The 24651-nt window shown below is 66.2% G+C and carries 27 protein-coding genes; 6 read left to right on the top strand and 21 right to left on the bottom strand.

What is annotated here, in order from left to right; translation table 11 throughout:
* Positions 1-67: 67 nt before the first annotated feature.
* From HV766_RS05415 to HV766_RS05425, 3 genes are all read right to left on the bottom strand, one after another.
* On the bottom strand, positions 68-562 hold the full coding sequence (locus HV766_RS05415; RefSeq protein ID WP_119451074.1) for a hypothetical protein: 495 nt from the start codon (positions 560-562) through the stop codon (positions 68-70).
* Positions 559-1107: a hypothetical protein gene (locus HV766_RS05420; protein ID WP_054451667.1), complete on the bottom strand. Its 549-nt coding sequence runs from the start codon at positions 1105-1107 to the stop codon at positions 559-561. The genes HV766_RS05415 and HV766_RS05420 overlap by 4 nt, the downstream gene beginning before the upstream one ends.
* 104 nt (positions 1108-1211) lie before the next feature.
* Positions 1212-2180, bottom strand: coding sequence for a LysR substrate-binding domain-containing protein (locus HV766_RS05425; protein WP_054451666.1), 969 nt, complete (start codon positions 2178-2180; stop codon positions 1212-1214).
* Between the two features lie 107 nt (positions 2181-2287).
* On the opposite strand from HV766_RS05425, the gene HV766_RS05430 reads away from it, so the two are divergent.
* Entirely contained in the window at positions 2288-4588 is a 2301-nt protein-coding gene (locus HV766_RS05430) for an NADP-dependent malic enzyme (RefSeq protein ID WP_054451665.1), read from the top strand.
* Between the two features lie 112 nt (positions 4589-4700).
* Here the strand turns inward: HV766_RS05430 and HV766_RS05435 are convergent, their stop codons facing one another.
* The 3 genes from HV766_RS05435 to HV766_RS05445 all read right to left on the bottom strand — a co-directional run bounded on the left by HV766_RS05435 (position 4701) and on the right by HV766_RS05445 (position 6188).
* Positions 4701-5081, bottom strand: a complete 381-nt coding sequence (locus HV766_RS05435) for a hypothetical protein (protein ID WP_054451664.1) — start codon at positions 5079-5081, stop codon at positions 4701-4703.
* Between the two features lie 237 nt (positions 5082-5318).
* A complete protein-coding gene (locus HV766_RS05440) occupies positions 5319-5675 on the bottom strand; it encodes a DUF4148 domain-containing protein (RefSeq protein ID WP_054451663.1) in 357 nt (118 codons plus the stop codon).
* 297 nt (positions 5676-5972) lie between these two features.
* Positions 5973-6188, bottom strand: coding sequence for a SlyX family protein (locus tag HV766_RS05445; protein ID WP_059377677.1), 216 nt, complete (start codon positions 6186-6188; stop codon positions 5973-5975).
* 78 nt (positions 6189-6266) lie between these two features.
* Here HV766_RS05445 and HV766_RS05450 point away from each other — a divergent pair, with 78 nt between their 5' ends.
* Complete coding sequence (locus HV766_RS05450; RefSeq protein ID WP_175180776.1) at positions 6267-8351, top strand: TonB-dependent receptor; 2085 nt, start codon at positions 6267-6269, stop codon at positions 8349-8351.
* A 9-nt stretch (positions 8352-8360) separates the two neighbouring features.
* Here the strand turns inward: HV766_RS05450 and HV766_RS05455 are convergent, their stop codons facing one another.
* The 11 genes from HV766_RS05455 to HV766_RS05505 form a co-directional block, all read right to left on the bottom strand.
* The gene (locus HV766_RS05455; protein ID WP_175180715.1) at positions 8361-8993 is read right to left on the bottom strand and encodes a nitrogen fixation protein NifQ; all 633 of its coding nucleotides are present in this window, start codon (positions 8991-8993) and stop codon (positions 8361-8363) included.
* 169 nt (positions 8994-9162) lie between these two features.
* A complete protein-coding gene (gene cyoD, locus HV766_RS05460) occupies positions 9163-9513 on the bottom strand; it encodes a cytochrome o ubiquinol oxidase subunit IV (protein WP_054451659.1) in 351 nt (116 codons plus the stop codon).
* Entirely contained in the window at positions 9513-10127 is a 615-nt protein-coding gene (cyoC, locus tag HV766_RS05465; RefSeq protein ID WP_042794897.1) for a cytochrome o ubiquinol oxidase subunit III, read from the bottom strand. Before cyoC ends, cyoD begins: the two co-directional genes overlap by 1 nt.
* Before the next feature lie 3 nt (positions 10128-10130).
* Complete coding sequence (gene cyoB / locus HV766_RS05470; RefSeq protein ID WP_054451658.1) at positions 10131-12107, bottom strand: cytochrome o ubiquinol oxidase subunit I; 1977 nt, start codon at positions 12105-12107, stop codon at positions 10131-10133.
* 2 nt (positions 12108-12109) lie between these two features.
* Positions 12110-13018, bottom strand: a complete 909-nt coding sequence (gene cyoA / locus HV766_RS05475; protein ID WP_054451657.1) for a ubiquinol oxidase subunit II — start codon at positions 13016-13018, stop codon at positions 12110-12112.
* Between the two features lie 258 nt (positions 13019-13276).
* Positions 13277-13828 carry a response regulator transcription factor gene (locus HV766_RS05480; protein WP_042794894.1) on the bottom strand — a complete coding sequence of 184 codons (552 nt, stop codon included), beginning with the start codon at positions 13826-13828 and terminating at the stop codon, positions 13277-13279.
* Between the two features lie 5 nt (positions 13829-13833).
* Positions 13834-15036 (bottom strand): ATP-binding protein, encoded by a 1203-nt coding sequence (locus tag HV766_RS05485; protein ID WP_054451656.1) that lies wholly within the window; start codon positions 15034-15036, stop codon positions 13834-13836.
* Between the two features lie 237 nt (positions 15037-15273).
* The gene (locus HV766_RS05490; protein WP_054451655.1) at positions 15274-15633 is read right to left on the bottom strand and encodes a DUF4148 domain-containing protein; all 360 of its coding nucleotides are present in this window, start codon (positions 15631-15633) and stop codon (positions 15274-15276) included.
* Between the two features lie 245 nt (positions 15634-15878).
* Positions 15879-16373 carry a copper chaperone PCu(A)C gene (locus tag HV766_RS05495; RefSeq protein WP_054451654.1) on the bottom strand — a complete coding sequence of 165 codons (495 nt, stop codon included), beginning with the start codon at positions 16371-16373 and terminating at the stop codon, positions 15879-15881.
* A gap of 30 nt (positions 16374-16403) precedes the next feature.
* A complete protein-coding gene (locus tag HV766_RS05500; RefSeq protein WP_054451653.1) occupies positions 16404-17027 on the bottom strand; it encodes an SCO family protein in 624 nt (207 codons plus the stop codon).
* A gap of 61 nt (positions 17028-17088) precedes the next feature.
* The gene (locus HV766_RS05505; protein WP_054451652.1) at positions 17089-17514 is read right to left on the bottom strand and encodes a DUF2946 family protein; all 426 of its coding nucleotides are present in this window, start codon (positions 17512-17514) and stop codon (positions 17089-17091) included.
* A gap of 207 nt (positions 17515-17721) precedes the next feature.
* On the opposite strand from HV766_RS05505, the gene HV766_RS05510 reads away from it, so the two are divergent.
* A complete protein-coding gene (locus HV766_RS05510; protein ID WP_054451651.1) occupies positions 17722-18405 on the top strand; it encodes a murein hydrolase activator EnvC family protein in 684 nt (227 codons plus the stop codon).
* Between the two features lie 6 nt (positions 18406-18411).
* On the opposite strand, the gene HV766_RS05515 is transcribed toward HV766_RS05510, so the two are convergent.
* The 3 genes from HV766_RS05515 to HV766_RS05525 all read right to left on the bottom strand — a co-directional run bounded on the left by HV766_RS05515 (position 18412) and on the right by HV766_RS05525 (position 20711).
* Entirely contained in the window at positions 18412-19167 is a 756-nt protein-coding gene (locus HV766_RS05515; protein WP_054451650.1) for an amino acid ABC transporter ATP-binding protein, read from the bottom strand.
* Complete coding sequence (locus HV766_RS05520; RefSeq protein WP_119451785.1) at positions 19164-19844, bottom strand: ABC transporter permease subunit; 681 nt, start codon at positions 19842-19844, stop codon at positions 19164-19166. The genes HV766_RS05515 and HV766_RS05520 overlap by 4 nt, the downstream gene beginning before the upstream one ends.
* Positions 19845-19928: 84 nt before the next feature.
* The gene (locus HV766_RS05525; protein ID WP_013395870.1) at positions 19929-20711 is read right to left on the bottom strand and encodes an amino acid ABC transporter substrate-binding protein; all 783 of its coding nucleotides are present in this window, start codon (positions 20709-20711) and stop codon (positions 19929-19931) included.
* A gap of 194 nt (positions 20712-20905) precedes the next feature.
* Here HV766_RS05525 and HV766_RS05530 point away from each other — a divergent pair, with 194 nt between their 5' ends.
* Positions 20906-21991 carry a P1 family peptidase gene (locus tag HV766_RS05530; RefSeq protein WP_217472147.1) on the top strand — a complete coding sequence of 362 codons (1086 nt, stop codon included), beginning with the start codon at positions 20906-20908 and terminating at the stop codon, positions 21989-21991.
* Positions 21992-22076: 85 nt separating this feature from the next.
* A complete protein-coding gene (gene trhA / locus HV766_RS05535) occupies positions 22077-22706 on the top strand; it encodes a PAQR family membrane homeostasis protein TrhA (protein ID WP_054451648.1) in 630 nt (209 codons plus the stop codon).
* 19 nt (positions 22707-22725) lie between these two features.
* On the opposite strand, the gene HV766_RS05540 is transcribed toward trhA, so the two are convergent.
* Positions 22726-23199 carry an Lrp/AsnC family transcriptional regulator gene (locus tag HV766_RS05540; protein ID WP_054452258.1) on the bottom strand — a complete coding sequence of 158 codons (474 nt, stop codon included), beginning with the start codon at positions 23197-23199 and terminating at the stop codon, positions 22726-22728.
* A gap of 138 nt (positions 23200-23337) precedes the next feature.
* Between HV766_RS05540 and kynU the strand changes: the two genes are divergently transcribed.
* The gene (gene kynU / locus HV766_RS05545) at positions 23338-24588 is read left to right on the top strand and encodes a kynureninase (RefSeq protein ID WP_175180716.1); all 1251 of its coding nucleotides are present in this window, start codon (positions 23338-23340) and stop codon (positions 24586-24588) included.
* The last annotated feature ends 63 nt before the right edge of the window (positions 24589-24651 follow it).

A 24651-nucleotide genomic window follows, 5' to 3' on the forward strand; every position in this document is an offset into this window, starting at 1 on the left:
GGGGCTTGCAGGCAGTATCACCCGCCCGCCCCGGCGCGATCAAGAGGCCAGCGGCCCGGCGCTCAGGCTATTGCAGCCCGTTCCAGCGTGCCACCGCGGGCTCGGCCGCGGCCCACTTCCACTGACCGCCAGGCTGCTGGCAGATCATGCTGGAGTAGGCGGGCGCGGGTGCGTCCTTCTGCTCCACCGTGAACAGCACCTCGCGGCAATGGGTCAGCGGCGTGGCGATGTCGCGCACCACCTGGATGCCGCCGCGCTCGTTGCCTATGGACAGCGGTTGGCGGATTTCCCACTGGCGCACCTGGCCGATGGGCAGGGCGCCCGCCGCGTTGGCCATGACGTTCTGCTGGTCGTTCTTCCACTCGCGCAGCACGTATTTCACCGTGGCATCCACCGCCGCCTGGACCGTGACGCCAATGGCGTAGCCCGCCACCGGATTGGCGGTGGCTGCGCCGCTGACGGTGCCGACCACGGCGCCCGCCGCGCCGCCGATCGAGGAGCTCTGGCAGCCGGCCAGGCCCAGGCAGGCGGCCAGCGCCAGCAGGCTTGCGGCGCGCCTCACTGCAGCGAGCCCCAGCGGGCCGTGGCGGGCTCGGCGCTGGCCCAGCGCCAGTGCTCGCCGTCGCGGCACACGGTGGTGACGTAGAACTCGCGTTGCGGATCGGCGCCAGCCTTGTCGGCCGGCGTGTCTATGGAGAAGACCACTTCCTTGCATTCCAGGTTCACGCCGCCGATCAGCCGGCTGACCGTGACCTGGCCCTGCGCGTCGCTTTCGATGGGCAACTGGTGCTTGACCTGCCAGTTGGCCACCTTGCCCACCGCCAGCGGGCCGGCGGCCATGGCGATGGCGTCCTGTTCTTCGCCGCGCGTCTTGCGCTGGGCGTAGGCCAGCGCGGCCTTGGCGCCGGCCTGCACGCCCAGGCCGATGCCGGTGGCGACGGTGGCGTTGTCAGTGACCTTGTTGGCGATGGCGGTGCCGGCGATACCGGCCGCGGCGCCCGTGCCTTCGTTCAGCAGCGAATTGCAGCCGGACAATCCGGCAAGCGCGGCGATGGTGAGGAGGGCGATTGCGCCGCGGCCCGGGTTGATAGGCGGAAGTGTGAACAAACTGCGTGCCCTCCTGCTTGTTGCTTGGCGCGGGAAGTATAGGAGGGCGCGCCGCCGCGGCGCGAGCGTATTTGCATTTGTTGGCAATTTTCCTGGCGCGCGGATCAGGCGGGCAGGCGCGCGCCCTTGGTGTAGGCCTCGCGCAGCGCGGCGGCGAACAGCGCGTCGACGTTGCGGCGCAGGCCCTCGGCGCGCGTGAACAGCGCGATCGGCGGCAGGGTCCAGTCGAAGGAATACGGCACGATGGCGGCGCCGGCGATGCGCACCAGCTCGTCCGCGATGTCTGCGGGCAGGATGGCGACGGCGCGGTCGCTGGCCACGATCATTTCGCCGATCAGCTTGGACGAATCGCTTTGCACCGACGGAGTCGGGGGCGCCAGCCCGGCGCGCAGGAAGATCTCGGACACCTGTTCGCGGATCGGGCTGTCCGGCGTGCCCAGGATCCAGTCCAGGTCGGCCAGCCGGTTCCATTCCAGCCGCGAGCGGCCCAGGCGGGCCGCCAATCTGCGGCTGGCGATCAGGCGCGGCTGCTGGTGGTACAGCACCTCGAAGCCCAGGTTGTCCATGTCCACCGAGGGAGTGGCCCAGCCCACCACCATGTCCAGCGTATGGTCGCGCAGCTGGCGCAGCAGCGCCGGCCCCTGGCCTTCGTGGATGGTGGCGGTGATGCGGCGGCCTTGGGGCAGGGTGCGGCTGATGGCGGACGACAGCATCTGGCCGGACACGAAGGGGATGACGCCGATGTGCAGATGAGCGGCGTGGCCGGCCGCCACGGCCTCCATTTCCTGGACCAGATGCCCCAGGTCGTGGACCAGGGCGCGGGCGCGGGCCAGCACCACCGCTCCCAGCGGCGTGGGCGTCATGCCGCGCACCGAGCGTTCGAACAGGGGCACGTCGAACATGCTTTCCAGTTCGGCCAGGGCATTGGTCACGGCTGGCTGGCTGGTGGCCATGTGCTCTGCCACCCGGGTCAGCGAGCCGTGCTGCTCGATCTGCAGCAGCAGCACCAGGTGGCGCATCTTCAGCCGCGAGGTCAGTTTCCGGATAACCAGGTCCGGATCAAAGGCTGTCATAGGCGGTGCATAAGGTAAAGATTATGGGACGATATTAAAGTTGAATGATCTGCTTATGTATTGGAGCCTAGAATTTTTCCTATATCAAGACTAGGAGGCTCAGCCCCATGAATACGCAATCGGATCGCCAGGCAGCACTGGACTATCACGAGTTCCCCACTCCGGGGAAGATCTCCGTCGTGGCGTCCAAGCCGCTGGTCAACCAGCGCGACCTGGCCCTGGCGTACTCGCCTGGCGTGGCGGCGGCCTGTGAAGAAATCGTGGCCGATCCGGCCAATGTGTACCGGTACACCGGCCGCGGCAACCTGGTGGGCGTGATCACCAACGGCACCGCGGTGCTGGGCCTGGGCAACATCGGCGCATTGGCTTCCAAGCCGGTGATGGAAGGCAAGGCGGTGCTGTTCAAGAAGTTCGCCGGCCTGGACGTGTACGACATCGAAATCAACGAGACCGACCCGGACAAACTGGTCGAGATCATCGCGGGCCTGGAAGCCACCTTCGGCGGCATCAACCTCGAAGACATCAAGGCCCCGGAGTGCTTTACCGTCGAGCGCAAGCTGCGCGAGCGCATGAAGATCCCCGTCTTCCACGACGACCAGCACGGCACGGCCATCACCGTTTCGGCCGCCTTCATCAACGGCCTGAAGGTCGTGGGCAAGGACATCAAGCAGGTCAAGGTGGTGACCTCGGGCGCAGGCGCCGCCGCGCTGGCCTGCCTGGATCTAATGGTGGACCTGGGCCTGCCGCTGGAAAACGTCTGGGTCACCGACATCGAAGGCGTGGTCTATGAAGGCCGCACGGTGCTGATGGATCCGGACAAGGCGCGCTTCGCGCAAAAGACCGACGCCCGCAAGCTGGCCGAAGTGATCCAGGGCGCCGACGTGTTCCTGGGCCTGTCGGCGGGCGGCGTGCTCAAGCCCGAAATGGTCGCGGCCATGGGTCCGCGTCCGCTGATCCTGGCGCTGGCCAACCCCACGCCCGAGATCCTGCCGGAAGTGGCGCAGTCGGTGCGCGACGACGTGGTCATGGCGACCGGCCGTTCGGACTATCCGAACCAGGTCAACAACGTGCTCTGCTTCCCGTACATTTTCCGCGGCGCGCTGGATGTGGGCGCCACCACCATCACCCGTGAAATGGAAAAGGCGGCGGTGTACGCCATCGCCGAGCTGGCGGAAGAAGAGCAGAACGAAGTCGTGGCGGCGGCCTATGGCACCTACGACATTTCGTTCGGCCCTGAATACCTGATCCCCAAGCCTTTCGATCCGCGCCTGATCGTGCGCATTGCGCCGGCGGTGGCCAAGGCCGCGATGGAAGGCGGCGTGGCGACGCGTCCGCTGGCGGACCTGGAAGCCTACGAAGAGCAGCTGCAGCAGTTCGTGTACCACTCGGGCGCCTTCATGAAGCCGCTGTTCTCGGCGGCCAAGCGCATCGTGCGCGAAGGCGGCAAGTCTCGCATCGTGTTCACGGAAGGCGAAGACGAGCGCGTGCTGCGCGCGGTGCAGGTGATCGTCGATGAAGGCCTGGCCCGTCCCATCCTGGTGGGCCGTCCCGCGGTCCTGCTGTCGCGCATCGAGAAGTTCGGCCTGCGCCTGCGCCTGGGCGAGGACGTCGAAGTCACCAACCCGGAATATGACGAACGCTTCCACCAGTACTGGACCACGTACTGGGAACTGATGTGCCGTCGCGGCATCACCAAGGAAATGGCGCGCGTGGAAATGCGCCGCCGCCTGACCCTGATCGGCGCGATGATGGTGCACCTGGGCGACGCCGACGGCATGGTCTGCGGCACGGTGGGCGCGTACCACGACCACCTGCGCTTCGTGGACGAGGTCATCGGCCGCCGTCCCGGCCACAACGTGTATGCCGCCATGAACATTCTGCTGCTCAACGAGCGCACGGTGGTGCTGGTGGACACGCACGTCAACGATGAACCGTCGGCCGAGCAGATCGCCGAGTTCACGGTGATGGCGGCGCAGGAAATGGCCCGCATGAACCTGGCGCCCAAGGTCGCGCTGCTGTCGCGCTCGAATTTCGGTTCGGGCAGTTCGGCCTCGGGCGCGAAGATGCGCCGCGCGTTGGAACTGGTGCGCCAGGCCGCGCCGGAACTCGAGATCGACGGTGAAATGCATGGCGACTGCGCGCTGGACGAAGCGCTGCGCATGCGCATCCTGCCTTCGTCTTCGCTCAAGGGCGAGGCCAACCTGCTGGTGTGCCCGAACGTGGACTCGGGCAACATCGCCTACAACCTGTTGAAGACCGCCGCTGGCGGCAACGTTGCAGTGGGTCCGTTCCTGCTGGGCGCCAACGCGCCGGTGCACATCCTGACCTCCAGCTCCACCGTGCGCCGCATCATCAACATGACCGCGATGACCGTGCTGGACGCCAACCGCGTCGAAGCCTCGGCCTGATCCTGCTTGCGCGCCGTTGCGGCGCGCAGACAAGGCGAGAAAAAACGCGCCGCTCCATCCCGGGATGGAGCGGCGCGTTTTTTATGCGCTCGGGCGCTGGAATCCGGCGCGCTTAGTTGCTGCTGGCCTTCCAGGTGCCGTCCGGCTGCTTGCAGAACCAGAACTGCCATTTTTCCGTGGTGGCGCCGCGGGCGAAATCGCCAACCAGGAAGCGGCAGACGCGGTCGTCCTTGACCTTGCTGGTTTGCGTGGGGGTCAGCTGCACCGTGATGGGCGGCGCCTTGCGCGGCTGGTGCGTGCTGCTCCACTGGGTGCGCTGGCCGTCGGCCGAGCTGTTCAGCGACTGTGCCACGGCTTCATGGAAGGAGGGCTGATCGGCCTTGGGGATCTGCGTGATGATGGCATTGTTCAGCATCACCGGAGGCGCGGCAAAGGCCGGCGCGGCGATGCCGCAAGCCACCAGCAAAGAGGCGAGAACGCGGGTGTGTTTCAAGATGGGCTCCCTGTTGAGTCGTAGTGTTATGCCTGATCTTGGGGCGATAGTACGCGAACGGATGGAACAGTGCTTTGCGGGGGGCGTTGAAACTCGCGGTTTTTACCCTGAGGCCACACTTGAGCCCGGAGCGTCCCGCCATATGAAGCGCGGCCGGCGCTTTCCGCACAGGCGAAAAAAAGCCGCCAGACACTGGCGGCCAAGGTACAACAAGGGGAGGGGTAAATCTGCGTGCGCTTAGTTGCCGTGGTAGACGCCTTGGAAGGGCACGTTGTTCGGTTCCACATCGGCCATCTGGCCGGCGGCGCGGGCGGCGGCCAGTTCGGCGCGCACTTCAGCGCGGGTCTTGCCGGTGTGGGGCGTGCCGTAGACGCCTTGGAAAGGCACGTTGTTCGGTTCCACTTCAGCCATCTGGCCGGCAGCCTTGGCGGCGGCCAGTTCAGCCTGCACCTGGGCGCGGGTCGGGCCTTCATAAGGGGTGCCGTAGACGCCTTGGAACGGGACGTTGTTGGGTTCGATGTTGGGCGAGGCGGCGTAGGCGCCGGCGCTTAGCGCGGCCAGGGACATCATCAAAGCGGTAGCGAGGGTCTTCATGGTAAATCTCCGATTTCAAGAGCTTTGGGAGCGAATCGGCGGCCTATCCGTCTGGTTCGTTGCTGTTTCCCGATGGCTCAATAGTGCGCTGAATCGGACTAGGGATAAACCCGTATATTGGTAAAAGATATTCCCATCAGTGGAAAGATAGCGAATTTCTTAGGATATATTTTCCATTGATGGAACTGGGGACGGACTATCAGGCGTGCGCAAGCCTGGAATACGGCGATTCCATGCGGTTTGGGGGCTTGGAGAGAAGGGCAGCGTGGATGCGCCGCCAGTACCGCAGGCGCAGCGTCAGTAGTGCGGCGGTATTTCGTCGCGCAGGCTGCGGAAGGGCGCGCCGCCCTCGGGCGCCTGCTGTCGCAGGTCGGCCACTTCGCGCATCAGCCGGTCTATCTGCTGTTGCTGGCGCACGATGATCTGGTTGAGCTGTTCCAGCATGTCGTCCGAGAAGCTGGCCTTGACCTCCAGCTCCAGCAGGCGGCGTTCGATGTCTTGCAAGTTATCCATGGCGGGTATTAGAACCGATTCCCGCCGCGGCCCCTACAGGAGGCGTGTTTGACGCAGCGGCGATGGTGGCGTACGGGGGTGGGGCATTGGGCCGTGCATGGCCTGCTGGCGTCGTTTCCGGCCGGAACTGCCTGGGCCCAGGAGGCTGAGCCGCTCTTGCCTGCGGTAGTGGTGACCGGCACGCGCCTGGGCACCGCGGTGCTGGACACGCCCGCTTCGGTCAATGTGGTGGAGGGCGCGGCCATGCGCCTGCAGCAGCCGGGCGTCAACCTGTCGGAGGGCCTGGCCGGCGTGCCCGGCCTGCAGATCCAGAACCGCCAGAACTACGCGCAGGATTTGCAGATCTCCAGCCGCGGCTTTGGCGCGCGTTCCACCTTCGGCGTGCGCGGCGTGCGGCTGTACGTGGACGGCATTCCGGCCACCATGCCGGACGGCCAGGGACAGACCTCGAACATCGACATAGGCTCCATCGGCAGCGTCGAAGTGCTGCGGGGGCCGTTTTCAGCGCTGTACGGCAATTCCTCGGGCGGCGTGATCCAGGTGTCGACCGAGGATGGCGTGGCGCCGCCGTCGCTCACGGCCAGCGGCTGGGGCGCCAGCTATGGCACCTGGCGCTACGGCGCCCGCGCCAATGGCGCCAGCGGCGGACTGGACTACGTGCTGGACCTGACCCGCTTCACCACCGACGGCTACCGCGACCACAGCGCCGCCCGCAAGAACCTGGGCAACGCCAAGCTTGGCCTGCAGCTGGACGACGCCAGCCGGCTGACCCTCGTGGCCAACAGCGTGGACCTCAAGGCGCAGGATCCGCTGGGCCTGACCTATCAACAGTTCCAGGACGACCCGCGCGCGGCGCCGTTGGCCGAGCAGTACGACACCCGCAAGACGGTCAGGCAGACCCAGGGCGGCGCGATCTACGAGCGCCAGGTCGATAGCCGCAATAGCTTGCGGGTGATGGTCTATTACGGCCAGCGCGATACCACGCAGTACCAGGCGATTCCCCCTGCCGCGCAGATGGCGCCCACCCAGGCCGGCGGGGTCATCGACCTGAAGCGCCAGTACGGCGGCGCGGACCTGCGCTGGACCTCCGAGCTGGCGATGGCAGGCCGGCCGCTGACCCTGATCGGCGGCTTTGCCTACGATTCCATGCGCGAAGACCGCAAGGGCTACCAGAACTACACCGGCACGGGCGCCAGCCGCCAACTGGGCGTGCAGGGGGCGCTGCGGCGCGACGAAACCAATACCGTCTACAACGCCGATCCTTATCTGCAGGCTTCCTGGCAGGTGTCGCAACGCTGGACGCTGGATGCGGGCCTGCGCTATAGCACCGTCAGCTTCGATTCCAGCGACCACTACATCGCGCCGGGCAATGCCGACGACAGCGGCGACGCGCGCTATCGCAAGGCATTGCCGGTGGCGGCCATCCGCTATGCGCCGAACGCCGGCCTGAGCTTCTACGCTTCATATGGCCGGGGCTTCGAGACGCCGACGCTCAACGAGATCTCGTATCGGCCCGGCGGCCAGCCCGGCCTGAATTTCGGGCTGGCGCCCGCGCTCAGCACCAACCTGGAAGCGGGCGTAAAGGCCAACCTGGCTGGCGGCCTGCTGACGGCCGCGGTGTTCCATACCGGCACCGACGATGAAATCGTGTCCGCGGGCAGCTCGGGCGGAAGAACCACGTACCAGAACGCCGGCCGCACGCGGCGCGACGGCGTGGAACTGGGCTGGTCCGGCGAATTCGCCCGTCACGGCCGTGCGCAGTTCGCCTATACATGGCTGAATGCGCGTTACGCCGATGACGGACCCGGCGACATCCGCGCCGGCAACAAGATCCCCGGCATCGCAGCCCAGGCCGCCTTCGCCTCGCTGGCCTGGACGCCGCCCGAGGGCTGGCAGGCCACGGTGGAAGGGCGTTTCCTCAGCAAGATCTACGTGAACGACGCCAACGACGGCGATGCGCCCGCCTACTTCGTGGCCGCATTGAGCGCGGGCTATGTGTTCAAGGCGGGGGCCTGGGAACTGAACGCCTATGGGCGCGTGGACAACCTGTTTGACCGCCGCTACGCCGGCTCCGTGATCGTCAACGAGACCAATGGGCGCTACTACGAACCGGCGGCAGGGCGCAGCCTGGGAGCGGGCCTGGGCGCCACGTACCGGTTCTGAAGCCGGGCTTCAGTCGGGCATTTCCGGATAGCAGAAGCCATGGTCCTCGCAGGCCGGACAGCCCGGTGCGGCGGTCGGCGGCAGGCCCGCCTGTTCACAGGCGGAATAGGCCAGGAACTGCTTCCAGCGCAGGTTGCGCACATTGCGCACCACCAGTCCCGGATAGTGGCGCGCCAGCAGGAAAGTCACGTCCTCGCGGCCGGACAAACCCAGGTCCCGCCACAGATGGTCGGGCCGCAGACAGGCCTGGGTCAGCACGCTGCTGACCCAGGGCGTGGTCCCCGCGCCGGGAGCGGCCCAGGTGTCCAGCAGCGCGCGCAGCAGGCGCGTGAATTCGGTTTGAGCCGCATCCATGGCGCGGGCCGGGTAGATGGCGGCTTGCTCGCGCAAGGCGGCGAGCGCGGGGTCATGGCCCGTCAGCGCGCCGGGAAAGAGGCGCGCGATCAGGCCTTCCAGTTCCCGGGATGACAGGCCGCAGCGTCCCAGGTCCCCGCAGGCCAGGCTCTTGCCGATGACCGTGGCGAAGAATCCCGCGTCGGGATGACCGGGCGGCGCATGGCGCAGCAGCGCGCCGGCGAACCGCAAGGTGGGACCGGCGCTGTCGGCCGGGGGGGCTGCGGAGGCGATGGAAACGACGTGCATGGTTGGGCCAGGAGCAGTAATTAAACTGTTAATTAAATCGTTATGGTGTTGAATATATAACGAAATGCCTCCGCAATCCTTGCCTGGCCGCAAGGCTGGCCCCACAGGCCGGCGCACAAAAAAACAGGCGCCCGCAGGCGCCTGTCTTTGCTTCAACGGCAAGCCGTCATTACATGGCGTGGCCCATGTTGACGTTCATGTTGTACAGCACCCATGCCGAACCGCCGACGATGATGGCGATGATCATTACGGTGAAGACAAACGTGGCCAGGTTGTCGCGGGCCGACTTCGATGCGCCCATGTGCAGGAAGTACACCAGTTGCACCAGCAACTGGAGCACGCACAGCGCAACCACGCCGGCGATGGTGATGGCGTGGGACAGTCCGCCGTTCATCACCAGGCCGAAGGAGCCGAAGGTGAGAAGCAGCGAAAGCACGAAACCGATGATGTAGGACTTCAGGCTGCCGTGGTCGGCGGCGTGATCGTCGTGGCCGTGTGCGGCCGCAGCGGAGTGCGACATCAGATGGCTCCCATGAGATAGACGAAGGTGAAGACGCAGATCCAGACGATGTCCAGGAAGTGCCAGAACAGGCTCAGGCACGCCAGACGACGCTTGTTGATCGAGTCCAGGCCATGGCGGCGGATCATGTCCAGCAGGACGATGATCCAGATCAGGCCGAAGGTGACGTGCAGGCCGTGCGTGCCGATCAGCGTGAAGAATGCCGACAGGTACGCGCTACGGCCCGGGCCGGCGCCGATCGAGATCAGGTGATGGAATTCATAGACTTCCATCGCGATGAAGCCCGCGCCGAACAGGAACGTCACCATCAACCAGCCCATTGCGCGGCTCTTGTTGTTGGCGTGCACGTTCAGGTTGGCCATGCCGAAAGTGAAGCTGGAGAACAGCAGCAACAGCGTTTCGACCAGCACGAACTTCAGATCGAACAGTTCCTTGCCCGTCGGGCCGCCCGCGGTGGCGTTGAACAACACCGCGAACGTGGCGAACAGCACCGAGAAGATCAGCAAGTCGCTCATCAGATAGACCCAGAAACCGAATACGGTCTTGGATCCATCGTCATGATGCGCGTGATCGTCGTGACCCGCGTGGGGGTGAGTGGCTACGGCTTGAATCATGGCTCAGGCGGCCTTCTGCATTTTGTCAAAGTGAGCGTTTTCGATGCGTTCGACTTCCGCGGCCGGGACCCAGTAGTCGACGTCGCGGTCATAGGCGCGGACGATGAACGAACCGATCATGCCGACGAAACCGACGATGGACAGCCACCAGATGTGCCAGATCAGCGCGAAGCACATGACCAGGCCAAAGGCACCGATGAATACGCCGGCGGCGGTGTTCTTCGGCATGTGGATGTCTTCGTACTTGGCCGGGCGCTTGTAGGCCTTGCCGTTCTGCTTGTCTTCCCAGAACTGGTCCAGCGAGTCAACGTGCGGCACGTGGGCGAAGTTGTAGAAAGGAGCGGGCGAAGAGATGGCCCATTCCAGCGTGCGGCCATCCCAGGGGTCGCCCGTGATGTCCTGGTTCTGCTTGCGCTGGCGGATCGAGACGAACACTTGCTGCAGCAGGAACCAGATGCCCAGCATGATCAGCGCGGCGCCAGCCAGGGCGACCAGCAGGTACGGCTGCCATTCGGGGTTGTCGTAGTGGTTCAGGCGACGCGTCATGCCCTTGAAGCCCAGGATGTACAGGGGCATGAAGGCCAGGAAGAAGCCGACGAACCAGCAGTAGAACGAGTAGCGGCCCAGGCGCTCATTCAGCTTGAAGCCGAAGGCCTTGGGGAACCAGTAGGTCATGCCGGCAATGCAGCCGAACACCACGCCACCGATGATGGTGTTGTGGAAGTGGGCGATCAGGAACAGGCTGTTGTGCAGCACGAAGGACACGCCGGGGATGGCCAGCATCACGCCGGTCATGCCGCCGATGACGAACACGATCATGAAGCCCAGCGTCCACAGCACCGGCGTGGTGATGCGCAGGCGGCCGCGGTAGATGGTGAACAGCCAGTTGAAGATCTTCGCGCCCGTCGGGATCGAGATGATCATTGTCGCTATGCCGAAGAAGGCATTGACGTTGGCTCCCGCGCCCATGGTGAAGAAGTGGTGCAGCCAGACCAGGAACGACAGCACGCCGATGGCGGCCGTGGCGTAGACCATGGACTTGTAGCCGAACAGGGTCTTGCGGGCGAAGGTGGCGACGATTTCCGAATACACGCCAAACGCCGGCAGCACCAGGATGTAGACCTCGGGGTGGCCCCAGATCCAGATCAGGTTCACGTACATCATGACGTTGCCGCCCATGTCGTTCGTGAAGAAGTGCGTGCCCAGGTAGCGGTCCATCGTCAGCAGCGCGAGCGTTGCAGCCAGCACGGGGAAGGCGGCGACGATCAGGACGTTGGTGACCAGCGAGGTCCAGGTGAAGATCGGCATCTTCATCAGGCTCATGCCCGGCGCGCGCATGCGCAGGATGGTCACGATGAAGTTGATGCCGCTAAGCGTGGTGCCCAGCCCGGATATCTGCAGTGCCCAGATGTAGTAGTCCACCCCCACGCTCGGGCTGTAGTCCAGTCCGGAGAGCGGCGGATAGGCGAGCCAGCCGGTCGCGGCGAATTCACCCACGAACAGCGAGATCATCATCAGCGCGACGCCGGCGCCGAACAGCCAGAAGCTCAGCGAGTTCAGGAACGGGTACGCCACGTCGCGGGCGCCGATCTGCAGCGGCACCACGAGGTTCATCAGCCCGGTGATGAAGGGCATCGCCATGAAGAAAATCATGATGACGCCGTGGGCGGTGAAGATCTGGTCGTAGTGATGCGGCGGCAGGAAGCCGGCCGAGTCGGCGGATGCGACCGCCAGCTGGGTACGCATCATGATGGCGTCGGCGAAGCCGCGCAGCAGCATGATCAGGGCGACGATGATGTACATCACGCCAATGCGCTTGTGGTCGACGGTGGTCAGCCATTCCGTCCAGAGGTACTTCCACTTCTGGAAGTAGGTGATGGCGCCGAAGACCGCTAGGCCTCCCAGGCACACGGCGGCCAGCGTAACCATGACGATGGGTTCATGGTACGGAATGGCCTCGAGGGTGAGTTTCCCGAGCATTGTTAGTTAATTCCTGCGATCAGATTGTTCGACGTGGGGGTGCACGTGGCGGAGTCCACGCCGGCCATCTTGGTCATGGTGCTGCCAAGAATGAAATCAAACATGGCGGGGGGCGCCGAGGAGTACTTGACGACCGGGTTGTGCTCGCTGCGCTTGGTCAGCTCTGCATAGACCTCGGGGGTCAGCGCGGTCGGGGCAGCCTTGGCTTCCTTGACCCAGTTGTCGAACCCGTCCTGGGACATCGCGATGGCCTTGAAGCGCATGCCGGAGAAGCCGGCGCCGCTGTAGTTGGCCGAGATGCCGGCGTAGGTGCCGGCTTCGCGCGCGTTCAGGTGCAGCTTGGTCTCCATGCCGGCCATCGAGTAGATCTGGCTGCCCAGCTGGGGGATGAAGAACGAGTTCATGACCGTGGCCGAGGTGATCCGGAAATTGACCGGAACATCGACCGGGAAGGCGATCTCGTTGACCGTGGCGATGTCGTACTCGGGGTAGATGAACAGCCACTTCCAATCCAGCGAAACCACCTCGATGGTCACCGGCTTGTGTTCGGACACGAGCGGCTTGTAGGGATCCAGCGCGTGCGTCGAGCGCCAGGTGATCACGGCCAGGATGGCCACGATGATACAAGGGACGGTCCAGACCACGATTTCGATCGCCGTGGAGTGGGCCCACTTGGGCTGGTAGTCAGCTTTGGTGTTGGATGCGCGGTATTTCCAGGCAAAAACCAGGATCATGACGATGACCGGAATCACGACGATGAGCATGAGCCCGGTCGTCGTGAACAGCAAAGTCCTTTCCTGGATGCCAATATCTCCCTTGGGGGAGAGGATTTCCATGTTGCAGCCGCCAAGCAGCATGACCGCGCCGACGCTGAGAATGCGCGTAAGGGTCGCAAGGAGGGGGTGTTTCACGTACAGCCTTGGATGGAAGGTGGAAAATGCTGCATAGCAGCAGACTGGAATGCTGCTAGGCAGCAACGTCCATCCTATCGGCTTGATATGGGTCAAGCATGCGACGAATGGTCGCATTGCCTGGGAGGATTCCGCCCCAAGGGGAGCAGATACAGGGTTTTCCTAGGGGGGCAGGGGCTTGCTGCAAGGTTCCAGGGTGCGACGATATGTCGCACCCGCACATGCAGGGTATGCGACGATTTGTCGCATCTGCACAAATCAGTCGATGAGGACTTCGCGTTCCGGCCCCGGTTTTTTGGCCAGTTTACGCTGCAGGGAGCGCCGGTGCATGCCCAACAGGCGCGCCGCCGCCGAAACGTTGCCGCCGGTTTCGTGCAGGGCCTGGTGGATGTGCTCCCATTCCAGGCGGTGCAACGGCGTCATGGTGGTTTCGATCGTAACGTTTTCCGGCTTCACCAGGCCGAGGGTGCGCAGGATCATTGGCGCGGTGGCGGGCTTGGGCAGGTAGTCGTCCGCGCCGCGCTTGATGGCCTCGACCGCGGTGGCCACGCTGGCGTAGCCGGTGACCAGCAGGATCCGCATGTCGGCGCGCAGGGCGCGCAGCGGGCGGATCAGGGTCAGGCCGGAGTCTTCGCCCAGGCGCAGGTCCACCAGGGCGAAGGCGGGGCGGATTTCCTCGGCCACGCGCAGCGCCTCGGCGATGCCGGTGGCGGTTCGGGTTTCCAGGCCGCGACGCGACAGGCTGCGCTGCAAGGTGCGCACATACAACTCGTCGTCGTCGATCAGCAGGCCAAGATCGGTTGGGTTCATTGCACTCAAGTCCCGGTACTCCCCAGCGGGAGGTAAAAGCGGATACGCGTGCCGCCGTCTTCGGCGGCGGTCATGGTCATTTCGCCGCCCATCTGTTCCACCGTGGCGTGCGACAGCGCCAGGCCCACGCCCAGCCCTCCCGGCTTGCCGCTGTTGAACAGGCTGGTCGCCGGCAGCAGGGTCTGGTCGGGATCGAAACCCCGTCCGTAGTCCCTGACTTCGCCGCGCAGGGCGCCATAACCGTATTCCAGATGCAGGTCCACGCGCGGGACATCGGCGGCTTCGCCGGCGTCCGCCGCGTTGTTCAGCAGGGCCTGCAGCAGGTGGGCGATGGCCGGATCGACCCGCAGGCTGCCGGGCAGGGTGCCCGAGCGCTGCAGATCGATGGTCGGCCGGATCAGACGCCATTGCCCCACCACGCGGACCAGGTCCACCGCGGTTGGGACCGCCAGATTGCGGATACGTTCCCGGCACAGGGCCAACAGTTGGCTGAGCGTGGAAACGTCGGCGCGCAGGTCTTCGTCCTTGACTTCGGCGGCGATCTCGTCGGCCAGCAGGGTCATGGTCGCCAGCGGGGTGTTCAGTTCATGCGCCATCGCCGCCGCGTGGGTGGCCAGGGCGACGATGCCTTCGTTGCGGGTGAAGCGTTCGCGCAACCGTGCCAATTCGCGCTCGCGGTCGCGCAGGTCCGAGGCCAGGCGGGTCGAAAACACCAGCACCACCACCACCGAAATCAGGAAGTTGGCGCCCATGCCCCACAGCAGCAGGGTATGGGTGTCGACGTCGCCGCGCAGGGGCTGGCCGAAGATCGCGGCCGCCACGTAGCCCGAGATGCCTGCCACCGCCGCGGCCAGCGCCCAGTTGCGCGGCAGCGCCAGGGCCGCCAGCGCGGTCAGGATCAGGAACATCATGCCGAAAGGATTGCTGATGCCGCCGCTCCAGCCCACCATCCAGGCCAGCACCGCCATGTCCACGAACAGGTGGCCGAAGGCGGTGGCGTGGGACAGGTCGCGGCGGTGGCGCAGGCGCAGGCTGGCGTAGACGTTGAAGCCGATCAGGGCGCCTACGCCGATCCACAGCGGCTCCAGCGGCAGGGCCAGGCCCAGGACGCTGCTGGCCAGCAGGATGGTGGCGGCCTGGCCCGCGATGGCGAGCCAGCGCAGGCTGCAGAGGGTACGCAGGAATGAAAAGGCGGAACTACCGGGCATATCCAGACACAGAGGTGCCGGCAGGCTGCCGGCGGGTACGCGCCCGGCTGCGCGGAACGCTGGCATCCGGGGCGCGGCGCTGGGAGGCCGGCTGCCCCGCCGCGCCTTCAGGCTGGCCGGCGGTGGATGTGCAGGCATTGTATGGCGAATCAGGCGCCGCCGCCGGTCGGCGGGGAATTGGTGTGTCCCTGATATTTGGGCGCGACGCCCGGATCCGCCGCGGTTGCAGCCTCTGTATTAATGGATGTCAGAGGTGCCGCTGTGGGCCATCGCGGGAGGAGGGTAGTCTTCCTGGTCGGATGCCATCTGCCCCTGGATCTGCGCCTGCTGCAACTCCTGTTCAACCTGGGCGCGGGTTTCAGACTGGTGCGACATGACGGGGGGTGGATAGTCCTCGTCGCCGAACGTGTACTGGCCGTTGGCCTTGGCCTGGGCCAGTTCGGCGCTGACCTGGTCCGCCGTCTTGGCGGCGGGGGCGGCATAGGTGACGCGCCAGTCGCCATAGAGGTCGTGGGTGTACTGCGTGGTCTGGGCCTGGACGGCCCCGGCGGCTGCAATGCCGGCGCATAGCAATAAGGTCTTGCTGAGGGTCTTCATGAAACGCTCCTGGCAATCAAAGCTTGCGGCCGTTGCGGGCCGCGCCTACGCCCGCGATGCTGTCCGCGGGCGATTCCTGGATGCGGGAAAGCCTGGCCCGGCGCGCCGCGATGGCGCGCGCCGGGCCTTTTCCAATTCGACCCGGCGCGCGGCGCGGCGTTGCACGCAGGACGGCCTTGTTGCAAGGAAGCTGTTTCAGGCGTGCAGCACAGCTGTCAAGCCACTTTCATGGGGACGCCGCGGGCTCAGTGGCCGTGGCCGGCGGCCGGGGCGGCTGCCGCGTTCAGCGGACGCGCCACCGCGTCCACCGGCACGCGCCGCTGGCGTTTGTCGGCATCCTCGACGATGAGCGTCAGGGCGACGTGCTCGCCGGGCGAGATCTGGCCGGCCAGGTCGATCAGCATCACGTGATAGCCACCGGGCTTGAGCTCCACGGCCTGGCCCGCGGGCAGGGCGATGCCCGGTACCTGGCGCATCTTCATGACGTTGTCCTGCATCGCCATTTCATGGATTTCCACGTGTTTGGCCGCCTGCGATTCCACGCCGACCAGGCGGCCGCCGGAGACGGAGGTCAGGCGCATGAAGACGCCGGTGGCGTGCTGGCTGGGCACGGTGGAGCGCACCCAGGCGTCGTCCACCTTCAGGGCGGCGTCCTGGGCCAATGCGGCGGGGCTGGCGCCGGCCAGGGCGCAGAAGGCCAAGGCGGCGGCCGCCAGGGATTTGATCGCGGTGTTTTTCATGAGGGTTGCCTCTCTATATATGGATTCAGGTCAGAGCACGGTGCGCAGGTCGTCCACGCATTCCTGCGCGCTTTGCTGATGGCGCAGGGCGATGCGCAGCTTGCCGCTGGCGTCGATGACGTAGGTCAGCGCGGTGTGGTCCATGGTGTAGGACGAACCGGTGGCGACCTTCTGGTAGAAGACCTTGAATGACTGTGCGGCGGCGCGCGTCTGTTCGGCATCGCCGCGCAGGCCGACGAAGTCCGGGTCGAAGGCCTGGGTATAGGCGCGCAGGATTTCCGGCGTGTCTCGCTCAGGATCGACGGTGATGAAAAGGACGCGCAGCTTCTTGGCGTCCGCGCCCAGCAGGCTCTTGATCTCGACGGCGCGGGTGAGCGCCGTGGGGCAGATGTCCGGGCATTGCGTGAAGCCGAAGAACAGCATGATCGGCTGGCCGGCGTAGTCGGCCAGCTTGCGTTCGCGGCCTTCGGTGTCCTGCAGCTGGAAGTCGCCGGACGGCATGCCGGAAAGATCCATGCCGTGCAGCTTGGGCGCATCGGGGCCGCAGCCTGCCAGGGCCAGCAGGGCGAAAGAGGACAGCAGCAGGCGGCGCCGCGGATCGGGCGCATGGGAGCGCGCCGCGCCGGCGGGCGCGCGCAGAAGGGGGGAATGCATGAAAACCTCGTCGCTTGACGGTTCGTCCAGGGGCGCGGCGGAGCCGCGCGTTGTGGCGGAGTCAGACGAGGCGTGGCGGGGCGCGCGAACCCAGCGGCGGACCCGCGGCGGCGGGCGTGGGCGGGGTGGCGCTGGCGGGCGCGGGCAGTGCGTGCCGGCCAGCGGCCAGCAGCAGGGGAGTGAGCGCGGGGGCAGGCGCGGGCGCCACGTGCGCCAGCAGGCCGAAGGGGCAGAGCGCACCGGCATCGGCGGTGTCGTGGCCGGCCTTGCCCTTGTCTTCGGGCGACAACGCCAGCGCCAGCGTCGAGACATCGCCGGCGGCCGAGCAGAACGTGACTTCAAGCCGGCCGTCGTGCAGCGCCCGGGCGTCGGGCATGTAGCCCGCCGGCACCAGCGCGCGCAGCGCCAGGGCCAGAAGCGCCAGCCACAGCACGCCCCGCGCGCGTGCGGCGCTGCCGAGGTGCTGGAGGCGGATCAGGCGGGTCATGGCGGCATTCTATCCCGCGCGACTGGCGCAAGCATCTGACGCCAGCGCCCATGGCGCGCCAAAATCTTGGTACCCTTGAACGCACTCAAATCCCCGACGTCCCACTCAGTGCCCCAGGTTTCAGTGCTTTCCTCGTCCGCCCAGACCCTGCCTCTTCCCACGTTGCCCGCCGTCGTCCGCCAGGGCAGGCCGTCCTTCCGCCTGTGGATGTGCGTGCTGGCCGTGGCGCTGCTGGCCCTGCTGTCCGCCTGCGGCACCACCAAGGTCCAGCCCGGCTACTACCGCGTGCAATCGGGCGACACGCTGACCCAGATCGCGCGCAAGCAGGGCACCAGCGTGAGCAATCTGGTGCGCTGGAACAAGCTGTCGAATTCCAATTCCATCGAAGTCGGACAATTGCTGCGGGTCGAGCCGCCGGCCGGGCAGGCCAGCACGTCCACCGCGCCCAGCAAGGCGCGCGGCAAGCCTGCGCCTTCGCCCAAGTCGTCGACCTCGACCGCCAAGCGCCGCACCGCCCCGCCGGGCGCAATCTCGCTGGTCTGGCCCGCCCAGGGCAAGGTCACGCGCGGCTACGACGGATCGGGTTCCAACGGCATCGTCATCAGCAATTCCTCCGGCACGCCGGTGGTGGCCGCGGCACCGGGCACAGTGGCCTATTCCGGCAGCGGCCTGCGCGGCTATGGCCACTTGGTCATCGTCAAGCACAACGCCAGCTTCCTGAGCATCTACGCCCACAACAGCAAGCTGCTGGTCAAGGAAGGGCAGCGCGTCAGCCAGGGGCAGAAGATCGCTGAAATGGGCAATAGCGACAGCAAGCAGGTCGGGCTGTATTTCGAGCTGCGCTATGACGGCCAGGCGGTCGATCCGGCGGGGTCCCTGCCGCCGAAGTAGCCTGATCTACAGCGCGGCTTCCTGCGTCAACGTCGAGATGAACGCCGCCGTGCGCGGGTCGGCCGGCTGGCTGAACAGCGTGCGCGAATCGCCGGATTCGACCACCGTGCCGTCCAGCAGGAATACCACCTCGCGCGACACGCTGGCCGCCAGCCGCAGGTCGTGGGTGGCCATCAGCATGGTCATGCCTTCGGCGGCGAGCTGGCGCAGCACGTCCACCACTTCAGCGGCCAGGCCCGGATCCAGCGCCGAGGTCGGCTCGTCGCACAGCAGCACGCGCGGCGCGGGCGCCAGCGCGCGGGCGATGGCCACGCGCTGCTGCTGTCCGCCCGACAGGTTGGCGGGCCAGGCGTCGCGCTTTTCCAGCATGCCGACCTTGCGCAGCAGTTCCTCGGCGCGGGCGCGCGCGCGGTCCTGCGGCCACTTCTGCACGGTCAGCAGGCCTTCCATGACATTGCCGATCACGGTCTGATGCGGGAACAGCTGGAAGTTCTGGAACACCATGCCGGTCTGCTTGCGCACGCGCTGGACCTGATCGCGCGAGAGCTTGTGGCCGGGTTCGAAATGCACCGTTTCCGGGCCGATCTCCAGCGTGCCGCGGTCCGGCACTTCCAGCAGGTTCACACAGCGCAGCAAGGTGCTCTTGCCGCTGCCGGACGGGCCGATCAGGGCGGTGACGCTGCCTTCGGCGATGCTCACATCCACCTGCTTGAGCACGGGATTGCCGCCGAACGCCTTTTCTATCTTTTCCAGGCGGATCATCGGTTTTTCTCGGTAAAGACCGCGTGCTGGCCGAAGCGCCGTTCCAGGCGCACCTGCGCGGCGGACAGGACGGAACTGAACACCAGGTAGATCAGCGCCGCCTCGGTGTACAGGATCAGCGGTTCATAGGTCACGGCGGCAATGCGCTGCGCCGCCTGGAATATCTCGGGCACGGTCAGCACCGCCGCCAGCGAAGTGTCCTTGACCAGCGCGATGAAGGAATTGGACAGGGGCGGCACCGCCACCCGCGCCGCTTGCGGCAGGATGGTCCGGCGCAGCGCCTGCGCCCGCGTCATGCTCAGCGAGTACGCCGCTTCCCACTGGCCCTTGGTGATGGACTCGATGGCGCCGCGGATCACTTCCGAGTTGTACGCGCCCACGTTGAGAGTGAAGCCGATGAGCGCGGCCGGCAGCGGATCCAGCACGATGCCGACACTGGGCAGGCCGTAGAAGATCACGAACAGCTGCACCAGCAGCGGCGTGCCGCGGATCAGCCAGACGTAGAAACGCACCACGGCCACCAGCGGCGCCGGACCGAACAGCCTGATCAGCGCGACCACGAAGGCCAGCGCCAGGCCCAGCGCGAACGACATCAGCGTCAGCGGAACCGTGAACACCAGCCCCGCGTGCAGCAGCGGCCAGAACGAGTCCAGCATCAGCTGCACCCAGGCCGGCACCGCCCAATTGCCAAGTTGCGCCAGCAGCCAGTCGGGCAGGACGGATTGCAGCCAGGGGGGTAGCGTCATTTGCGCTCCGCTCGCTTATTGCGCCGACAGGTCCGTGCCGAAATACTTGACCGAGATGGTCTTGTAGGTGCCGTCCGCCTTGATGTCGGCCAGCGCCTTGTTGATGGCGGCCTGCAGCTCGGGGTTGCCCTTGCGGATCAGCACGCCCGAATTGCTGAACTCGGCGGTCTTGTCCGTGGCGGCAATCTTCACCTTGGCATTGGGCTTCTGCTTCTTGAAGTCCAGGAACGACAGGTTGTCGTTCACCGTGGCTTCGACGCGGCCCGAGGTCAGCAGGTCGATGGCTTCGTTGAAGCCCTGCACAGCAATGACTTCCGCGCCATGCTGTTGCGCCAGCTTGCCGAAGTTGCTGGTCAGCGTGTTGGCGGATTTCTTGCCCTTCAGGTCGTCGAAGGATTTGATGCTGGTGTTGTCGTCGCGCACGATCAGCACGGCGGCCGACGAGATGTAGGGATCCGAGAAGTCGTACTTGGCGCGGCGCGCGTCGGTGATGCCGACCTGGTTGATCACCGCGTCGTAGCGCTTGGCGTCCAGGCCAGCGATCAGGCCGTCCCATTTGCCTTCGACGAATTGCGCCTTGACGCCCAGGCGTTCGGCGATGGCGCGGCCGATGTCCACGTCAAACCCGGTAAGCTGGCCGGATGCGTCATGGAAAGTGAAGGGGGCGTAGGTGCCTTCGGTGCCGATCTTGAACACGCCGGCGGATTTGATCTGGTCCAGTCCGGATTGGGCATGGGCCGCGGACAACGCGGCGACCTGGACGAGGCCGGCGACGAACAGCGTACGGAAGAGTTTCATGGCGGTGCTCCACGGATGGCAGATATCTCGGGTGGAGAGCATCCGTGCCTGCAATGCCCTCCGGCGTAGCCGCACTCTAACAACGCGTCTATTTTTCCACAAAGCATAAGGAATAGTAAAAATATAGCGGCAAGTCATATGGCGATACCCTTGCTCCGGCGCGTGCCGCCGGGGTCCATCCAGGCAGGACTTCAGTGGAGATCGGTGTGGAACAGCAATGGAACAGGCGGGCTTTCATGATGGCGGCCGCCGGCGCGGCAGCAGCAAGTGCAATGCCTGCCCAGGCCGCGGACGGTACGCGGCTGATGCCGGGCAGCGGCAGCATCACGCAGGTGGCGGGCTTGCGGGTGGGGCACTACACCGATACGCGCCGGCCCACGGGCTGTACGGTCATCATCGCCGAGGCTGGCGCGACCGCCGGGGTCGACGTGCGCGGCGCGGCGCCGGGCACGCGCGAGACCGACCTGCTCAATCCCGTCAACATGGTGGAGAAAGTGCATGCCGTGGTGCTGTCCGGCGGCAGCGCCTTCGGCCTGGATGCGGCCTCGGGCGTCATGCGCTATCTGGAGGAAAAGAAGATCGGCTTCGACGTGGGCGTGGCGCACGTGCCCATCGTGCCTTCGGCCATCCTGTTCGACCTGGGCGTGGGCGACGCCTCGATCCGGCCTGACGCGGCCGCGGGCTACCAGGCCTGCAAGTCGGCCACGGACGCCGCGCCACAGGAAGGCAACGTGGGCGCGGGGGCGGGCGCGACGGTGGGCAAGCTGTACGGTCCCAAGCGCGCCATGAAGGGCGGCATCGGCAGCGCCTCGCTGACCGTGGCGGGCGTGACGGTGGGCGCCATCGTCGCGGTCAATGCGGTGGGCGACGTGGTGGACCCGGCCACCGGGCGCGTCCTGGCTGGCGCGCGCACTGCCGACGGCAAGATGTTGCTGGATACCCGCGCGGCGATCCTGGCGGGCGATCTGCCCAAGTCCATGCGCCCGGGCACCGCCACCACCATAGGACTGGTCGCCACCGACGCCAAGCTCACCAAGGCGCAGGCGCAGAAGATCGCCGGCATGGCGCACGATGGCCTGGCACGCACCATCAATCCCATCCACACCATGCTGGATGGCGACACCATCTTTGCGCTGGGCACGGGCACGTCCGGCAAGCCAGGCAACGTCATGCTGCTGGGCGTGATGGCGGCCGAGGCGATGGCGATCGCGGTGCAGCGCGCCATCCTGTCGGCGCGCGCGCTGGAGGGCTATCCGGCGGCGGTGGACTTCGTTTCCTGATGGCCGCGTGTCCTGACCTCGGCCTGTCACACAAGGGCGCCATCATGGATGGCGCCGGCGCGTGGCCGGCTGGCGGAGGGCGTGCATGTACAAGGGCGAACGATTCAACGGCGCGACGCACCTGGCCGGCCTGGCGCTGGCGGTGGCCGCATCGGGCGCCCTGATCGCCCGCGCCGCGGAACTCAAGGTGGATACGCGGCAGGTCATCGCCTGCGCCGTGTTCGCCGCTTCGATGATCGCCGTCTATGCCTCGTCGGTGCTGTTCCATTGCTCGCGCGGCCGCCGCAAGGCCTGGTGGGCCAAGGCCGACCATTGCGCGATCTACCTGCTTATCGCCGGCACCTACACGCCGCTGGCCTACGGGCCGGTGGAGCACGGCTGGGGCGCGGCCATGGGCGTGGCGATCTGGCTGTTGGCGGCGGTGGGCATCAGCCGCGAGCTGTGGTGGGCGCGCGGCGCGGCGCCGGCCCTGCCGTTGTATCTGGCGATGGGCTGGCTGGGCGTGATGTTCGCCGCGCCGATCGCGGGCGCCTTGTCCGCGGCCGGACTGGCCTGGCTGCTGGCGGGCGCGGCGGTCTACACCGCCGGCACGCTGTTCTACGCCAACGACCAGCGCTGGCCGCATGCCCATGGCATCTGGCACCTGTTCGTCATGGGCGGCACCGCCTGCCACTTCGTGACGGTGTTCGGCTTCCTGCGGCTGAGCCCGGCCTGAGCGGGGCTTCAGCGGGCCGCTAGCGCCAGCTTGCCAGCGGCAGCATGCCGCCGCGGTTCTTCACTTTGCGCATGACGATATGCGAGGACAGGTTCCGCACGCCCGGGATCTTGCTGAGCTTGTCTTCGACGAACTGCGAGAACGCCTTCAGGTTGCGCGTGCACACCGTCAGGATGTAGTTGGAGGCGCCAGTCACGATGCTTGCCTCGGTGATCTCGTCATGCAGGGCGATGCCGGCCAGGAATTCTTCATGCCAGCCCGGACGCGACTGGTCCAGCGACACGTGGACGATGGCCTCCAGCTCGAAACCCAGTTTTTCGGCGTCCAGCACGGCGCGATAGTTGCGGATCAGTCCGCTTTCTTCCAGCGCGCGCACCCGCCGCAGGCAGGCCGAGGGCGACAGCGCCACCTGCTCGGCCAGGTCCTGGTTGCTGAGGTGGCCGTTCTCTTGCAGCCGGTAAAGAATGCGCTGGTCTATGGCGTCGATCTGCATGATGCAATCAAATTCCAAAAAAGTTGATTATGTGCAATTCAATGCGGAAACCTAGGGTAATCCGCGCCTGAATTTGCAATTTATCAGCCTGATCGCGCTGATAGTATGTATCCAGAATATAGCCCCCCGGAGCACATAATGAACACCCGTGAAGCCTGCGTAAATGCCGATCGCCAGGACCCCCTGGCGCCCCTGAAGGACCGTTTCGACCTGCCGCCCGGCGTCCTCTACATGGACGGCAACTCCCTGGGCGTGCTGCCCAAGGAGGCCGCCGGCCGTGCCGCCGCCGTGATCGGCCAGGAATGGGGCGCGGGCCTGATCCGCAGCTGGAATACCGCGGGCTGGTTCGAACTGCCCACCCGACTAGGCGACAAGCTGGGCCGCCTGCTGGGCGCGCGCGAAGGCGAACTGGTCGTGACCGACACGACCTCGCTGAACATCTTCAAGGCGCTGGCCGCCGCCCTGCGCATCCAGCAGCACCAGCACCCCAAGCGCCGCGTCATCCTGTCCGAACGCGACAACTTCCCCACCGATCTCTACATGATCCAGGGCATGATCGACCTGCTGCAGCAGGGCTATGAAATGCGCCTGATCGACGATAAGCTGCCGCTGGAAAAGGCGCTGGACGAGTCCGTGGCGGTGATGCTGCTGTCGCACGTGAATTACCGCAGCGGCCAGATGCACGACATGGCCGCCGTGACCGCGCTGGCGCACGAGCGCGGCGCGCTGGCGATCTGGGACCTGGCGCACGCCGCGGGCGCGGTGCCGGTGGACCTGAACGGCGCCGACGCCGACTTCGCCGTGGGCTGCACCTATAAGTACCTGAACGGCGGCCCCGGTTCGCCCGCCTTCATCTGGGTGGCGCCGCGCCACACCAAGGACTTCTGGCAGCCGCTATCCGGCTGGTGGGGCCACACGCGGCCATTCGATATGACCGTGGCCTACGAGCCGGCCGGCGGCGTGCGCCGCTACCTGTGCGGCACCCAGCCCATCGTGTCGCTGTCGCTGGTGGAATGCGGCCTGGACGTGGCGCACGCCGCCGACATGGCCGAGGTGCGCAAGAAATCCCTGGCGCTGGGCGACCTGTTCATCGCGCTGGTCGAAGAGCGTTGCGCCGGCCATCCGCTCACGCTGGTGACGCCGCGCAAGCACGCCGACCGCGGCAGCCATGTCAGTTTCCGCCACCCCAACGGCTTCGAAGTGATGCAGGCCCTGATCGCGCGCGGCGTGATCGGCGACTATCGCGAACCCGAGGTGCTGCGCTTCGGCCTGACGCCGCTGTACTTCGGCTACGCCGACGTCTGGGATGCCGTGGATATCCTGAAGGACGTGCTGGACACGCGTTCCTGGGACAAGCCGGAATTCAAGCACCGCGCCGCCGTGACCTGAGCGCCGCAACACAACCCCATTGCGCGGGCCAAACCGGCCCTACATCCACAAAGAGAGCGCAGG

Source organism: Achromobacter aegrifaciens, assembly GCF_902859735.1.
Taxonomy (GTDB): domain Bacteria; phylum Pseudomonadota; class Gammaproteobacteria; order Burkholderiales; family Burkholderiaceae_B; genus Achromobacter; species Achromobacter aegrifaciens.

Bases quoted from the DNA above. Each gene is read 5' to 3' on its own strand.
- HV766_RS05540 (WP_054452258.1), bottom strand. From the start codon at position 23,199: ATGCAGATCGACGCCATAGACCAGCGCATTCTTTACCGGCTGCAAGAG.
- HV766_RS05515 (WP_054451650.1), bottom strand. From the start codon at position 19,167: ATGATCCGCCTGGAAAAGATAGAAAAGGCGTTCGGCGGCAATCCCGTG.
- HV766_RS05505 (WP_054451652.1), bottom strand. From the start codon at position 17,514: ATGACCCGCCTGATCCGCCTCCAGCACCTCGGCAGCGCCGCACGCGCG.
- cyoD (WP_054451659.1), bottom strand. From the start codon at position 9,513: ATGTCGCACTCCGCTGCGGCCGCACACGGCCACGACGATCACGCCGCC.
- cyoB (WP_054451658.1), bottom strand. From the start codon at position 12,107: ATGCTCGGGAAACTCACCCTCGAGGCCATTCCGTACCATGAACCCATC.
- HV766_RS05510 (WP_054451651.1), top strand. From the start codon at position 17,722: ATGTGCGTGCTGGCCGTGGCGCTGCTGGCCCTGCTGTCCGCCTGCGGC.
- HV766_RS05485 (WP_054451656.1), bottom strand. From the start codon at position 15,036: ATGCCCGGTAGTTCCGCCTTTTCATTCCTGCGTACCCTCTGCAGCCTG.
- HV766_RS05495 (WP_054451654.1), bottom strand. From the start codon at position 16,373: ATGAAAAACACCGCGATCAAATCCCTGGCGGCCGCCGCCTTGGCCTTC.
- HV766_RS05425 (WP_054451666.1), bottom strand. From the start codon at position 2,180: ATGACAGCCTTTGATCCGGACCTGGTTATCCGGAAACTGACCTCGCGG.
- trhA (WP_054451648.1), top strand. From the start codon at position 22,077: ATGTACAAGGGCGAACGATTCAACGGCGCGACGCACCTGGCCGGCCTG.
- HV766_RS05445 (WP_059377677.1), bottom strand. From the start codon at position 6,188: ATGGATAACTTGCAAGACATCGAACGCCGCCTGCTGGAGCTGGAGGTC.
- cyoC (WP_042794897.1), bottom strand. From the start codon at position 10,127: ATGATTCAAGCCGTAGCCACTCACCCCCACGCGGGTCACGACGATCAC.
- HV766_RS05455 (WP_175180715.1), bottom strand. From the start codon at position 8,993: ATGCACGTCGTTTCCATCGCCTCCGCAGCCCCCCCGGCCGACAGCGCC.
- HV766_RS05490 (WP_054451655.1), bottom strand. From the start codon at position 15,633: ATGAAGACCCTCAGCAAGACCTTATTGCTATGCGCCGGCATTGCAGCC.
- HV766_RS05500 (WP_054451653.1), bottom strand. From the start codon at position 17,027: ATGCATTCCCCCCTTCTGCGCGCGCCCGCCGGCGCGGCGCGCTCCCAT.
- HV766_RS05480 (WP_042794894.1), bottom strand. From the start codon at position 13,828: ATGAACCCAACCGATCTTGGCCTGCTGATCGACGACGACGAGTTGTAT.
- kynU (WP_175180716.1), top strand. From the start codon at position 23,338: ATGAACACCCGTGAAGCCTGCGTAAATGCCGATCGCCAGGACCCCCTG.
- HV766_RS05525 (WP_013395870.1), bottom strand. From the start codon at position 20,711: ATGAAACTCTTCCGTACGCTGTTCGTCGCCGGCCTCGTCCAGGTCGCC.
- HV766_RS05430 (WP_054451665.1), top strand. From the start codon at position 2,288: ATGAATACGCAATCGGATCGCCAGGCAGCACTGGACTATCACGAGTTC.
- HV766_RS05440 (WP_054451663.1), bottom strand. From the start codon at position 5,675: ATGAAGACCCTCGCTACCGCTTTGATGATGTCCCTGGCCGCGCTAAGC.